Genomic DNA, 12,458 nt, shown 5'->3' with positions numbered 1-12,458 from the left:
GGCCGTTCCTCTGACGCCAATGGGCCGCGACCACAAGTCGGCTGTGCGGCTATTGTGCCGGCGGCTTGGGCTTGGAATACCAGAGCGCGTTGACGATGACCCAGCGGTCGGCGAATTTCCCCATGTGGAAATAATCGACGAACCACCGCGTTTCTACGCGGACGGCAGCGATATTGCCGGTGACGTCGAGGATCTTGCAGGACCGGTTCCATTGCTCGCGCGGTGTTTTGAGCGCGCCCTGACGGGTCAGGCCAACCAGTTCCTCCTTCGACATGCGTTGCAGGCCCAGCTTCTCATCCTCGGTCTCGCCGACCACCCGGCGCTTGGCGAGATCGGGGTGAAGCGCCCGCGCGACCCGCTTGGGATCACCCTCCAACTGGCCGTCGACATAGTCGAAGCAGGTGGCTTCGATCGCAGTAAGGTCGGCGGGCGCGGGCGTCGCCGCAGCGGCAGCAAGGGCAAGAAGCGAACTGAGCATGATGTCTCCCGCAAGATAGGGGCAAAGGGGGCTAAGCTGTGCATCAACTACTGGTGGTGGCAGAGTAATGGCTGGCGATTATGTTGGCGATGGCAAATTAGGGTGTGTCTTGTTCAACTCTTGATGCAATCCGCTCGCTTCTATGCGACCTTGTCCGGGCTCATATCGCGTGGGAGGAAGCATGTCGTCTGCGCTGCTTACCGGATTGCTCGCTTTCGGCTTTGGCGCCGTCTGCATGTTGGCTTGCGTCTAGCCGAACAGATAGATGTGGATCGGGTTTGTCGGATCGAGCAGCATCTTGGTCGTCAGCGCCAGCGACATGAGGATCAGCACCGGCTTGATGAGTTTCGAGCCGAACCGCATGGCGAGGTGCGATCCGATCTGGCCGCCGGCGATCGATCCGACCGCCATGGCCAGGCCCGCGACCCAGATGACATGGCCGCCCGCTACCATGGTCAGCAGCCCCGCGACGTTGGACGCGAAATTGGCTGCCTTGGTCTGGGCGGTGGCGCGCAGCAGCGACAGGCCGCCCAGCGCCAGGAAGATGGTGGTGTAGAAGGCGCCGGCGCCGGGACCGAAGAAGCCGTCATAGAAGCCGACCACGCCGATCATGCCGGACAGGCCCCACATGCCGACGCGGGCATGGCGATCGGCATCGCTCAGCTTGGGCGAGAAGGTGAAATAGGCCGCCATCGCGATCAGCAGCGCGGGCATCAGCCCGGCCAGGATCGAGAGATCGACCCGTTGCAGCAGCCAGGCGCCGCCGATCGATCCGATGAAAGCGGCGATCACCGGCCCCTTGTAGGTCGCAAGATCCATATGACCGCGTCGGGCATAGGCGACGCAGGCGCCGAAGGTGCCGAGGCAGCTTTGCAGCTTGTTGGTGGCGACCGCCGGCACCGGCGGCACGCCGGCGGCGAGCAGCGCGGGCAGGGCGATGAGGCCGCCGCCGCCCGCCATCGCGTCGATGCCGCCGGCCATGAAGGCGGCGGCCATGAGGAAGGCGATGGTTTCGGGGGAGAGGATCACGATATTACCCCGTTCGGGCTGAGCGACGTCGAAGCCCGCACCAGAGCGAAGCGAAGGAACTTCGCCTGCGGCTCAGTCCTGCCCTTCGACTTCGCTCAGGGCGAACGGATATTGGAAGGGGAAACGAGCGAAGCTACCCGTCTCCTCAACTTATGGTCTGCCGCATTTTCCGAGTCAGCGGACGTACCGTCCGCTTCGAAAATGCTTCAGTATGCCCGTGCTATCGCGAATTCGACCGCTTCGGTAAGGGCCGCTTTCGCCTTGCCGGCATCGAACATGCCCAGGGCATCGATCGCGCGCTGGCCATAATGGCGGGCGCGGGCCAGCGTGTCGGCGATCGCGCCGGTCTGGCGCAGCAGCTGCGTCGCATGGGCCAGATCCTCGTCGCTGATGCGATGGCCCGAGATCGCGGCCTTCCAGAAGGCCTTGTCCTCGTCCGAGCCGCGCGCATAGGCCAGGATCACCGGCAGCGTGACCTTGCCGTCGCGGAAATCGTCGCCGGCATCCTTGCCCATGGTGGCGCCGTCCGATTCATAGTCGATCGCATCGTCGATCAGCTGGAAGGCGATGCCAAGGTTGCGGCCATAGACGTCGAGCGCATGCTCCTCCGCCTCGCTGCGGTCGGCGACCACGGCGGAAATGCGGCAGGCGGCGGCGAACAAGGCGGCGGTCTTGGCGCCGATGATGTCGAGATATTGTTCTTCGCTGGTGTCGATCTTGCGCTGGGCGGTCAGCTGGTTGACCTCGCCCTCGGCGATGATGGCCGATGCGCCCGACAGGATCTTCAAGACCTTGAGCGACTCGGCCTCGACCATCAGCTCGAACGAGCGCGAGAAGAGGAAGTCGCCGACGAGCACGGAGGCGCTGTTGCCCCAGATGATGTTGGCGGTCTTGCGACCGCGGCGCAGGCCAGAGCCGTCGACGACATCGTCATGCAGCAGCGTGGCGGTGTGGATGAACTCGACCGATGCGGCCAGCTTGTAATGGCGCGATCCGGCATAGCCGACCAGGTCGGCGCAGGCGAGCGTCAGCATCGGCCGCAGCCGCTTGCCGCCGCCGGCGATCAGATGACCGGCCAGTTCCGGGATCAGCGGGATGCGCGACTGCATCCGGTCCAGGATGACGCTGTTCACCTGGTTCATGCCATCGGCGACGAGCGCCATGATGGGGGCGAGCGAAGGGGCGCTGGTGCGACCGATCGGATGGACGTTGCCGGGGGAGGATGCAGTCATGACAAGCGTCCTCTGGCGGGGCAAAAAGCAGATGGCAAGCGGGAATAGCTTGCCTGTGCGGCGCAATGGCGCAAAAAGCGCGCCGGACGATTGATTGACGCATCGCAGTAACGGAAAAGCCACGCACTTTCCCGCCGCGATGCCCCTGTGGAGAATGCCAGGTGGACGAGACTTTGAAGCGCTATCGCGAGAGCATCGACAATATCGACGCGGCGCTCGTCTTCATGCTGGCGGAACGGTTCAAGGTCACCCAGGCGGTTGGCGAATATAAGGCGACGCACGACCTGCCGCCGGCCGATCCGGGCCGCGAGGAACGCCAGATCCAGCGGCTGCGCCAGTTGGCGCTGGACGCCAATCTGGACCCCGACTTCACCGAGAAGTTCCTGCGCTTCATCATCGATGAGGTGATCCGCCATCATGAGCGGCTGCGGGAGGGCTGATTTCGAAAAATGCGCGGAAGAGCGCATTTTTGAGACGGTGCCAGCCCGCTCCCTCACCCGGCCACCCATAGAATACTGCCGCTGGGTGGCCGGGTGGGGGAGCGGGCCGGTGCGGCAGAATGTGCGGCAGCACATTCTCCAAACAAGGCTCTAGCCGGCGGGATAATTTTCATGGCCTGCATTGGGCCAGTGGAAATGGGTGTAGGTCAGCATGGTCGAGAAGCTTTCCGACCGGACCTGATGCCACCAACCGATCGGGATGAAGAGCAGGTCGCCCGGCGTCAGGCGCACTTCGTAGCGCAGCAGGTCGCGGGCGCGGGGATAGAGGGCGAGCCGCGCCGGATCGGTCAGGTCGCTGACATCGCTGAAAACATGGCGGTTATGCGCCAGCCGGCCGGTCTGTGACGGCGGCACCAGGATGACATGCTTGGTGCCGGTCACCTGCGCCAGCAGATTGTTGGTGAGGTCGAAATGCAGCGGGGTGAAGGCGCCAGCGCCGCCGATCCACAACATGCCCGGCGTCGGCGCCAGATAAGCGTCGGGATGGCCAAGGTCGGCCTGCAGCGGCGCGAGGGCCGGGCCATTGGCTGCGCTGTTATAGGCGGTGAGATAGGCGTCATTGCCGCCATCGCGCACCAGGGCGATGAACTGGCGGAAGGGGGCACGGCGCTTGTGCCGGTCCTTGGCCAGTTCATAGTCGGTGGCTTGGGTGCGGCCGCCCTGATATTCGATCTGTGCGTCGCCAATGGCATCGGCCAGATAGTCCGGCGTCCATTTTTCGCGGGCGGGCCAGCCCTCCATCGCGCCCTTGATCAGGGCCGGGCGGCCGGGCGCGTAGAAATTATGGAGGAAATCCTCGCCCGACAGCGCGTCGGCGGTCAGCAGGCCGGAGGCATAGGGGGACAGGGCACGCTGCTGTTCCATGACATGGAGCAGCCAGTCGCGCCGCTTGAGCGCCAGCGCGCTGTCGTCGCGGGGCGCGGGCGCCGACTTGGGCGGCACATAGGGCATGGCATTGGCGGACGCCGCGCCGAAGCCGACCTGGCGCAAGGTCATCTGCATCTGCATGTCCGCCGTCTGCGACAGGATCGAGGGAAGCGGCGAGGTGCGGCCGGATTTGCTCATGACCCGCCCTAGCGCGCGATCATGACCGTCATGTTGCAGGATGTGACGATCCCGTGACGGCGCGGTGGCAGCTTAGGCCGGCTCGATCATCTCGGTCCGTTTCGGTTGGGACCGGCCCAGCAGCACGCCGCCCAGCGCCAGCGCGAAACCGGCGATCTGCACCGGGCCGAGCTTCTCGCCGAACAGCAGCCAGGCTTCGACCGCGGCGAGCGGCGGCACCAGCAGGAGGAGCATCGACATGCGCGTCGGCCCCTGGGTCCGGACCAGCCAGACCAGCAGCGACAGGCCGGCCGCCGACAGGCCCAGCACCGACCAGCCAAGGCCAATCCACAGCATCGGGCTATTATCCCAGCGCCATTCGCCCACGATCAGGGTGGCGGTGATCGCCACCAGCGCGCCGCCGGCATTCTGCACCGCGCCCGACACCCAGATCGGATCGCCGCCGATCGTGCCGCGCTGGATCAGCGTGCCGCCGGTCATCGCCACTACCGCGACGATGCCGCCGATCGCGGGAATGAGCGTGATCGCGCCCGCACCCGACTTGGCGATCGCCGGCATCAGCACGCAGAGGACGCCCAGGATGGCGATGGCAAGGCCGCTCCAGGCACGCGCCGGCAACCGCTCGCCCAGGATCGCGACGCTGGCGACCGCCACCATCAGCGGCTGGGTCGCGCCCAGCAGCGACATGATGCCGGCCGGCATGCCATGGCCGACCGCCCACCAACTGAGCGTCAGGTAAAAGCCGTGCAGCATCGCGCCCGCCGCCAGATGCAGCCACAGGCGCCGGCCGCGCGGCCAGGGCTGGCGCCCATGCAGCGCCAGCGCACCCAGCAACAGCGCGGTCAGGCACAGGCGTGCGGCCAGGATCAGCTCCGGCGCGCCATGGGGCACCATTGCGCGGGCGACGATGAAGCCAGTGGACCAGATCAGGACGAACAATATAGATGCGATGATGCCGAACATGGCGCAGCCCATGGCCGATGCGCAGGCGCCTGTCGACCCGGCCAAGGGACGAAGGGGTCAGAAGCTGCCGGCCATCGACCCGATCAGGATGACGGCGACCAGCGCGGCGAGCGAACTGACGATGCCGGCCATGGCGATATCCAGATAGGATTCGCGGTGGGTGACGCCGCTGAGCGCCAGCAGGGTCACGATCGCGCCATTATGCGGCAAGATGTCGAGCGTGCCGGACCCGATCACCGCCACCCGATGCATGATGGCGGGATCGGTACCGGTCTGCGCCGCGATGTCCATATAGGTCGGCCCCAGCGCCTCCAGCGCGATGGTCAGCCCGCCCGAGGCCGATCCGGTGAGCGCGGCGAGCAGGTTGGTCGCCACCGCCAGCGACACCAGCGGCCCGCCGCCCATGCCCAGCACCCAGTCGCGGATCATGTGGAAGGCGGGCAGCGCGGCGATCACCGCGCCGAAGCCGACCAGGCTCGCCACGCTGATGATCGGCAGCACGGCGGCATTGGCGCCCGAATCGATGCTGTCGCGCAGACTGACGAGACGCCCCCGGTTGCACAGGATGATGGCGAGCGTCGCGATCATCAGGGCCGCCGTCACCGACCATATGCCCGCAACCGCGCCCAGGCTGGTGCTGCCCCATAAAGGCTCTGCCAGGAAGGGCGCGTCCCAGGTCGGGAACAGCCAGAGCGAAAGGATGAGGTTGCAGCCGATCATCACCCCGATCGGCAGGAAGGCGATGCCGAGCGAAGGGCAGTCGTCGGTGGGCGCACCCTTGTCCATTTCGGCGGGGTCGAAAGTGGAGGCGGTGGTCGTATGCTCGCGCATCCGCGCGCTGTCGACCGGCGCGGCGGGAGAGAGGCTGGGGTCATAGCCCTCCTGCCGGAGGGCGGCCGCAGCCTGTGCCCGCAGCAACCAGCCCAGCCCCACGGCCAGCATGATGATTGCCGCGATCAGGCCCAGGCCCGGCGCGGCATAGATGGAGGTGCCGAAGAACGGCATGGGAATGACATTCTGGATTGCCGGCGTGCCCGGCAGGGCGGTCATGGTGAAGGTCGATGTGCCCAGGATGATGGTCGCTGGCACCAGCCGCCGGGGGATATTGCCGGCGCGGAACAGCGCCTGCGCCATCGGCACCAGCACGAAGAAGGCGACGAACAGGCTGACTCCGCCATAGGTCAGGATCGCGCCGGCCAGCACCACCGCCATGATCGCGCGACCGGATCCCAGCCAGCCGATCATGGCATCGGCGATGCTACGCACTGATCCGCTGTCGTTCATCAGCTTGGCGAAGATCGCGCCGAGCAGGAACAGCGGGAAAAATTGGGCGAGGAAGCCGGCGGCCGCGACCATGAAGATCTGGGTCCAGCTCGCCAGCATCGGATAGCCCGAAAAGCTGGCGGCGATCATCGCCAGCGCCGGGGCGAGGAACAGCACGCTCCAGCCGCGATAGGCCATGGCGATCAGCGCGCCGAGCGCGACCAGGATGCCGAGGAAGCTGACCGCGTCAGACAGCATGTCAGACATGGGCGAGCAGCGCGTCGATATCGAGCGTCGATTGCCGGCCGATCGCCTGGCCATGCTGTTTCAGGAAATCATCCGCCGCCTTGCGCCCGATCTTCTTGAGTTTCCACAGGAACGCCCATTCGGCATTCAGCTTGGACGAATGGCCGAATTGCAGCATGTCGGTGCTGGCGATGCGGTGGATGCGCATCTTGGCCCATTTTGCGCCCTCGCCATGGCCGGGATCGGCGACTTGGCGCAGCAGCGCCATCATCCGGATTTCCTGCAGCAGCACGGCGTTGAAGGAAATCTCGTTCAATCGGCTGGCAATGTCGCGCGCGGCGTAGAGGTCGGTGGCGCGCTCGACCGGGTTCACCTGGATCAGGATGGTGTCGTCCGAATCGCAGTCGCGCACCAGCGGCGTCAGCGTCGGATTGCCCGAATAGCCGCCGTCCCAATAGGCCTCGCCATCGATCTCGACTGCGTGGAACATGGTCGGCAGGCAGGCCGAGGCAATCAGCACATCGGGCGTGATCTCCCCATTGCGGAACACGCGGGCCTGGCCGGTGCGCACGCTGGTCGCGGTGATGAACAGGCGGATCGGGCTGGCGGCGAGATGGTCGAAATCGACGCATTCGTTCAGGATGTCGGTCAGCGGATTGAAGCCGCCCGGATTGAGATCATAGGGCGAGCAGAGCCGCGCCATCAGGTCCATGCCGACATAGAGCGGCGAAAAGTCGAGCGTCCAGCGGCCGAGCAGGATGTCGAGCGGGCTGCGGCGGAAGGGGCTGAACATCGCCCCGTCCGACACCTTGCTCCAGAAACGGGTGAGGGCGCGGCGGGCACCCTGGGCGCCGCCATGGGCATAGCCGCTGGCCAGCACGGCGGCATTCATCGCCCCGGCCGACGTGCCCGATATGCCGTCGATCCGCAGCCAGGGTTCTTCCAGCAGGCGGTCGAGCACGCCCCAGGTGAAGGCGCCATGGGCGCCGCCGCCCTGCAGCGCCAGGTCGATCAGGCGGCTTTCGGGCTCGGCAGTCGGATCGGGCATCGGGCACCTCGCGCTTGGCGGGCATGGCCCGCTGTCGGAGTTTGTTGCGATGCAGCATGGGACCATTGCGGCCCGCCAATGTCAACGCCTTGCGCGTTGCACAAACCTCATTCCCGGCCGGCGCGGATCGCCGCTCCGCCCGCGATCGGCGTGATCGCGACCAGCAGCAGGGAGGCGGCGCCGAGGAATTTGAATGCCGCGCCGCTGCCGTCGCCCAGTGTGCCCGCGCCAAAGATCAGCAGCGGCACCGCCAGCGGCAGGGCGAGCAGGCCCGCCAGAGCGCCCGACGAGCGCAGCCCGGCGGTCAGGGTCGCCACCAGCAGGCCAAGCGCGGCAAGCGCGGGCGTGCCGATCAACAGCCCGGCCTCCAGCGTCAGGATCGTGGCGCCGTCCAGCTTCAGCAGCGCGGCGGCGGGCAGGGCGGCGATCATCAGCGGCGGGCCGAAACCCAGCCAATGGGCGATCAGCCGGGCGATCACCACCATCTCCTCGCTGATGCCGCGCAGCGCGATCTGGTCCAGGATGCCGGCATCGCGATCCGGCGCGACCAGCCGATCGACCGGCAGCAGGCTGGCGAGCAGCGCCGCGATCCACAGCATGCCGCCGCCGGTGCGGGCGAGCAGGGCGGCGTCGGGGCCGACGGCAAAGGGGTAGAGGCTGGCGACCAGCAGCAGGAAGGCGACCGGCAGCCACAGCCCGGCCGAGCGCCAGGCCTGTCCCAGGTCGCGGGCGACGAGCAGGGCGATCAATCGCATGACGCCTCCTGCGCCGGGTCCGGCACATGGGCGGCCATGGCGATCCGCACCGGATCGGTCAGCAGCAAAGGCTGGTGCGAGGCGGCGACGACGATGCCGCCGACCGCCAGATGATCTGCCACCGCGGCGCCGAGCAGCGCGACCGACGCGTCGTCCAGGCCGTTGGCCGGCTCGTCGAGTAGCCAGATATCCGCGCCGCTGGCGATCACGCGGGCGAGCATGGCGCGCTTGCGCTGGCCGGTGGACAGCATGCGCACGGGCACGTCGCGCAAGGGGGCGAGTGCCATGGCGTGGAGTGCGCGGTCGAGCGCGGCCTCATCCACCCGGTCGAGCCGTGCCCAGAAGCCGAGTGCGCGGTGGAGCGGCAATTCCATGTCGAGCGCCAGCCGCTCGTCGGCCAGCGCGACGCTGCCCTGGCGGTCGATGGTCCCGGCATAAATGGGCAGCAATCCGGCACATTGGCGCAGCAGGCTGGACTTGCCGATGCCGTTCGGCCCGTGCAGCAGCGCGCTGCCGCCGGCCGCCAGCACCAGGTCGACGCCGGCAAAGAGCAGGCGTCCGCCGCGCAGACAGGCAAGGCCCGACAGGCGCAGCGCCGCGCCGCTCATGGGGCGACCATATCCTCCAGCACATGCATGTCGATGTCCGACAGGCCGAAATGATGGCCGATCTCATGCACCACGACATGGGTGATGAGCGCTTCGAGCGGCACGCCGGTTTCGACCCATTCGTCGAGCAGCGGGCGGCGGAAAAGATGCACGGTCGGCGGCAGGTCGCCGGTCTGCGCCTCCTGCCCGAAGGGGCGCCCGCTATAGAGGCCGGTCAGGCCGAACGGATCGTCGATCTCCATCTCTTTCAGGATATCGGCGTCGGCGAAATCCTCGACCAGCATCACGACATTGGAGAGATAGGAGCGGAAGGGCTCGGGCAGGCGGCTCAGGGCCTCCAGCGCGAGTATCTCGATTTCCTGAGGGGTAGGGGCGAAGCGGAACGATTGACCAGTGTCAGGCATGGCTGTCACATAGGCGAAAGAAATAACGCAGGATAGAGAAATGCTTGCCAGACTGAACGAAACGGAACGCGCGATCGCGCTGGCGGATTTGCCCGAATGGACGACGGTCGCCGAACCGGACGGGATCGCGCGCAGCTTCACCTTTCCCGACTTTATCGCCGCCTTCGGCTTCATGACGCGGGTGGCTTTGCTGGCGGAAAAGGCCGACCATCATCCCGAATGGTCGAACGTCTATAATCGCGTCGAAATCACGCTCACCACCCATGATGCCGGCGGCCTGTCGCAACGCGACATCGATCTGGCGAAGGGGATAGAGGCGCTGCTGCGCTGACGCTTGACGCGGCATCGCCTGGCCGATAATCGCCCCGGCAACATCAAGAGTCGGGCCAACGTCCGACACCAACCTGCTCCCCGAGCAAGGTGGTGCCCCTTGCCAAGAGGGGGATGTGGCCGGACCGGCAAGTAAACGGGACATGCAGCCACGACGACGTTGATCCGATGCTTGGTCACACACCAGCAGACGGAAGCATGACGTGCCCATTTCCACACAGCAATTTGCCAGCGACAATTATGCCGGGGCCTGCCCCGAGGCGCTCGATGCGATGCTCGCGGCGAACAGCGGATCGGCGACGGCCTATGGCGAGGATGAATGGACGCAGCGCGCGGCGGACAATTTTCGCACCCTGTTCGGCGGCGATGCGGAGGTCTTCTTCGTCTTCAACGGCACCGCCGCCAATTCGCTGGCGCTCGCGGCGTTGTGCCAATCCTATCATAGCGTGATCTGTTCGGCGGCCGCCCATGTCGAAACCGATGAATGCGGCGCGCCCGAATTCTTCTCCAACGGGTCGAAGCTGCTGGCCGCGCCCTCGGCCGATGGCAAGCTGACGCCCGAAGCGATCCGGCAACTGGCGACCAGCCGGTCCGACATCCATTTCCCCAAGCCGCGCGTCGTCACCATCACCCAGCCGACCGAGACCGGCCTTGTCTACACGGTCGATGAAGTGCGCGCGATTTCCGCCGTGTGCCGCGAACTGGGCCTGAAACTGCACATGGACGGCGCGCGCTTTGCCCATGCCTGCGCCAGCCTGGGCTGCGACCCGGCGGAGATCAGCTGGAAGGCGGGAGTCGATGTGCTCTGCTTTGGCGGCACCAAGAATGGCATGGCCGTGGGCGAGGCGGTGATCTTCTTCGATCGCGCGCTGGCGCAGGATTTCGACTATCGCTGCAAGCAGGCGGGGCAGCTGGCGTCGAAGATGCGTTTCCTGTCGGCGCCCTGGATCGGCCTGCTGGAAAGCGGCGCTTGGCTGCGCAACGCCCGCCACGGCAATGATTGCGCGCGCCGGCTGGCGGCGGCGATCGCCGACCTGCCCGATGTCAACCCGATCTTCCCGGTGGAGGCCAATGCCCTGTTCCTGTCGGCCCCCGCGCCGGTGCTGGACGCGCTGCGCGCGCGTGGCTGGCGCTTCTACACCTTCATCGGCGGCGGCGCGCGATTCATGTTCGCCTGGGATGCGCAGGTGGAGCGGGTCGACGAACTGGCCCGCGACATCCGGGAAGCCTGTCTGGCGATTGCCGCCTGACGACAAGCTGATCCGAATAGGCGCAAGGTCATGGGGGGCTGGCGACGGTGCGCGTCCGTCCATGCCCTTGTTGCGATATCGAAATGTCATGGTGCGACGCGGTCGAATGGCGGGATGATCCGTTGAGGATGCTCCAAAGCGGATGATCTTGCCTGGTCCAGCCGATTGAAAAGAGGCGCTGATCCGGGCCTTCATCGCGCCACCGGCACAGGGGCCGGTGCGTGGACGGAGGCTGTCATGAAGAGGATCGGATGGTTGATGCTGGGCGCCATGGCGCCGCTGTCGGGGCAGGCGCAGGAGGCTGCACCGATGGCCGAGGCGCGGGCGGCGATCGAGACTGCCGATCTGGCGGCGCTGCCGGCGGAGGTGCGCGCTGCGATCGGCCGAGCCTATTCGGTGTCGGAAATCCTGCAGATACGCGGCGTTGAGAAGGTGCCGGGCCAGACGCTGGCGGTCGACGAACTGATCTTCAAGCCTGATGGCACGATCGAGTTTACTGGCCAGCATCCCTGGGTGCTGCTGTTCGCCAAGCGGATGCGGATCGAGGATCCACAGTCCTTGCTGGGCATCAGGCGGAATACCGCGCTGCTGGCCGGGCCGAAGGGCCAGGCGGGACAGGCCGGTACGCGCGGTGCCCGTGGCGGCCGCCGTGGCTCTGACGGTGAGCCGGGACGGCCGGGCGGGCGCGGCACCAATGGCGGAGAGGGCGCGACGGCGCGGGTGCCCGATCTCTATATCGTGGCCGGCGGGCTGGAGGCGACAGCCACGGGCAGCCCACTCAATCAGGTGCGCATGAACATCGATTTTCGTGGTGTGCCGGGTGGCCCCGGTGGTGCGGGCGGCACTGGCGGAGTCGGCGGGCATGGCGGCGATGGACGGGATGGCAGGGCGAATATGGGAATTTGCAGTCGCGGGGCAGGCAATGGCGGAGACGGCGGGCGCGGCGGTCCCGGGGGCAATGGCGGCGCCGGTGCCAATGGCGGCGACGGGGGCGCGGTCTATGTCATCGGTCCGGCAGCGGTCACCGACCTCTTCACCGCAGGAGACATCCTGACCGGCGGCGGGGCTGGCGGGCGCGGCGGGGCTGCGGGGCCGGGTGGCCAGGGTGGTGCGCGGGGATCACGCGGATCTCAGCCGGGGACATGTGGCGGCGCGCATCCGGGCGATGTCGGCGCGACGGGGCCGCGTGGCCAAGTCGGGCCTGACGCCCAGCCCGGCGCTCGGGGCCGTGTCTTCGCTGTCAGGATTGGCGGGCTGGATATGCTACAGGCGCCACCCTCACCCTGA

14 protein-coding genes and 1 riboswitch are annotated in these 12,458 nt (G+C 66.9%); of the genes, 4 read left to right on the top strand and 10 right to left on the bottom strand.

Features of this window, described 5'->3' with window-relative positions:
* Positions 1–49: 49 nt before the first annotated feature.
* The 3 genes from GGQ90_RS08240 to GGQ90_RS08230 all read right to left on the bottom strand — a co-directional run bounded on the left by GGQ90_RS08240 (position 50) and on the right by GGQ90_RS08230 (position 2,739).
* A complete protein-coding gene (locus GGQ90_RS08240) occupies positions 50–478 on the bottom strand; it encodes a nuclear transport factor 2 family protein (RefSeq protein WP_188081690.1) in 429 nt (142 codons plus the stop codon).
* A 249-nt stretch (positions 479–727) separates the two neighbouring features.
* Positions 728–1,507: a TSUP family transporter gene (locus tag GGQ90_RS08235; RefSeq protein ID WP_188081689.1), complete on the bottom strand. Its 780-nt coding sequence runs from the start codon at positions 1,505–1,507 to the stop codon at positions 728–730.
* A 206-nt stretch (positions 1,508–1,713) separates the two neighbouring features.
* Positions 1,714–2,739, bottom strand: coding sequence for a polyprenyl synthetase family protein (locus GGQ90_RS08230; protein ID WP_004207933.1), 1,026 nt, complete (start codon positions 2,737–2,739; stop codon positions 1,714–1,716).
* 161 nt (positions 2,740–2,900) lie between these two features.
* Here GGQ90_RS08230 and GGQ90_RS08225 point away from each other — a divergent pair, with 161 nt between their 5' ends.
* Entirely contained in the window at positions 2,901–3,179 is a 279-nt protein-coding gene (locus tag GGQ90_RS08225) for a chorismate mutase (protein ID WP_007708202.1), read from the top strand.
* 150 nt (positions 3,180–3,329) lie between these two features.
* On the opposite strand, the gene GGQ90_RS08220 is transcribed toward GGQ90_RS08225, so the two are convergent.
* The 7 genes from GGQ90_RS08220 to GGQ90_RS08190 form a co-directional block, all read right to left on the bottom strand.
* Positions 3,330–4,304 (bottom strand): cupin-like domain-containing protein, encoded by a 975-nt coding sequence (locus GGQ90_RS08220; RefSeq protein WP_188081688.1) that lies wholly within the window; start codon positions 4,302–4,304, stop codon positions 3,330–3,332.
* Between the two features lie 72 nt (positions 4,305–4,376).
* Positions 4,377–5,279 carry a DMT family transporter gene (locus GGQ90_RS08215; RefSeq protein WP_188081893.1) on the bottom strand — a complete coding sequence of 301 codons (903 nt, stop codon included), beginning with the start codon at positions 5,277–5,279 and terminating at the stop codon, positions 4,377–4,379.
* 45 nt (positions 5,280–5,324) lie between these two features.
* On the bottom strand, positions 5,325–6,797 hold the full coding sequence (locus GGQ90_RS08210) for a GntP family permease (protein WP_188081687.1): 1,473 nt from the start codon (positions 6,795–6,797) through the stop codon (positions 5,325–5,327).
* A complete protein-coding gene (locus GGQ90_RS08205; protein WP_188081686.1) occupies positions 6,790–7,824 on the bottom strand; it encodes a patatin-like phospholipase family protein in 1,035 nt (344 codons plus the stop codon). Before GGQ90_RS08205 ends, GGQ90_RS08210 begins: the two co-directional genes overlap by 8 nt.
* Positions 7,825–7,931: 107 nt before the next feature.
* Positions 7,932–8,579: a heme exporter protein CcmB gene (locus GGQ90_RS08200; RefSeq protein WP_010336308.1), complete on the bottom strand. Its 648-nt coding sequence runs from the start codon at positions 8,577–8,579 to the stop codon at positions 7,932–7,934.
* Complete coding sequence (gene ccmA, locus GGQ90_RS08195; protein WP_188081685.1) at positions 8,570–9,187, bottom strand: heme ABC exporter ATP-binding protein CcmA; 618 nt, start codon at positions 9,185–9,187, stop codon at positions 8,570–8,572. Before ccmA ends, GGQ90_RS08200 begins: the two co-directional genes overlap by 10 nt.
* The gene (locus tag GGQ90_RS08190; protein WP_188081684.1) at positions 9,184–9,591 is read right to left on the bottom strand and encodes a metallopeptidase family protein; all 408 of its coding nucleotides are present in this window, start codon (positions 9,589–9,591) and stop codon (positions 9,184–9,186) included. The genes ccmA and GGQ90_RS08190 overlap by 4 nt, the downstream gene beginning before the upstream one ends.
* A gap of 40 nt (positions 9,592–9,631) precedes the next feature.
* Here GGQ90_RS08190 and GGQ90_RS08185 point away from each other — a divergent pair, with 40 nt between their 5' ends.
* From GGQ90_RS08185 to GGQ90_RS29660, 3 genes are all read left to right on the top strand, one after another.
* Positions 9,632–9,922 carry a 4a-hydroxytetrahydrobiopterin dehydratase gene (locus GGQ90_RS08185; RefSeq protein WP_188081683.1) on the top strand — a complete coding sequence of 97 codons (291 nt, stop codon included), beginning with the start codon at positions 9,632–9,634 and terminating at the stop codon, positions 9,920–9,922.
* A gap of 35 nt (positions 9,923–9,957) precedes the next feature.
* Positions 9,958–10,067: riboswitch (SAM-I-IV-variant riboswitch) on the top strand.
* Positions 10,068–10,124: 57 nt separating this feature from the next.
* Entirely contained in the window at positions 10,125–11,171 is a 1,047-nt protein-coding gene (locus GGQ90_RS08180; protein ID WP_188081682.1) for a beta-eliminating lyase-related protein, read from the top strand.
* 237 nt (positions 11,172–11,408) lie between these two features.
* Positions 11,409–12,458, top strand: a complete 1,050-nt coding sequence (locus tag GGQ90_RS29660; RefSeq protein WP_188081681.1) for a hypothetical protein — start codon at positions 11,409–11,411, stop codon at positions 12,456–12,458.

The organism is Sphingobium scionense (genome assembly GCF_014197035.1).
GTDB classification, from domain to species: domain Bacteria; phylum Pseudomonadota; class Alphaproteobacteria; order Sphingomonadales; family Sphingomonadaceae; genus Sphingobium; species Sphingobium scionense.
The sequence above is the reverse complement of the archived record's forward strand: the minus strand, read 5'-3'. Positions and strand labels throughout refer to the sequence as shown.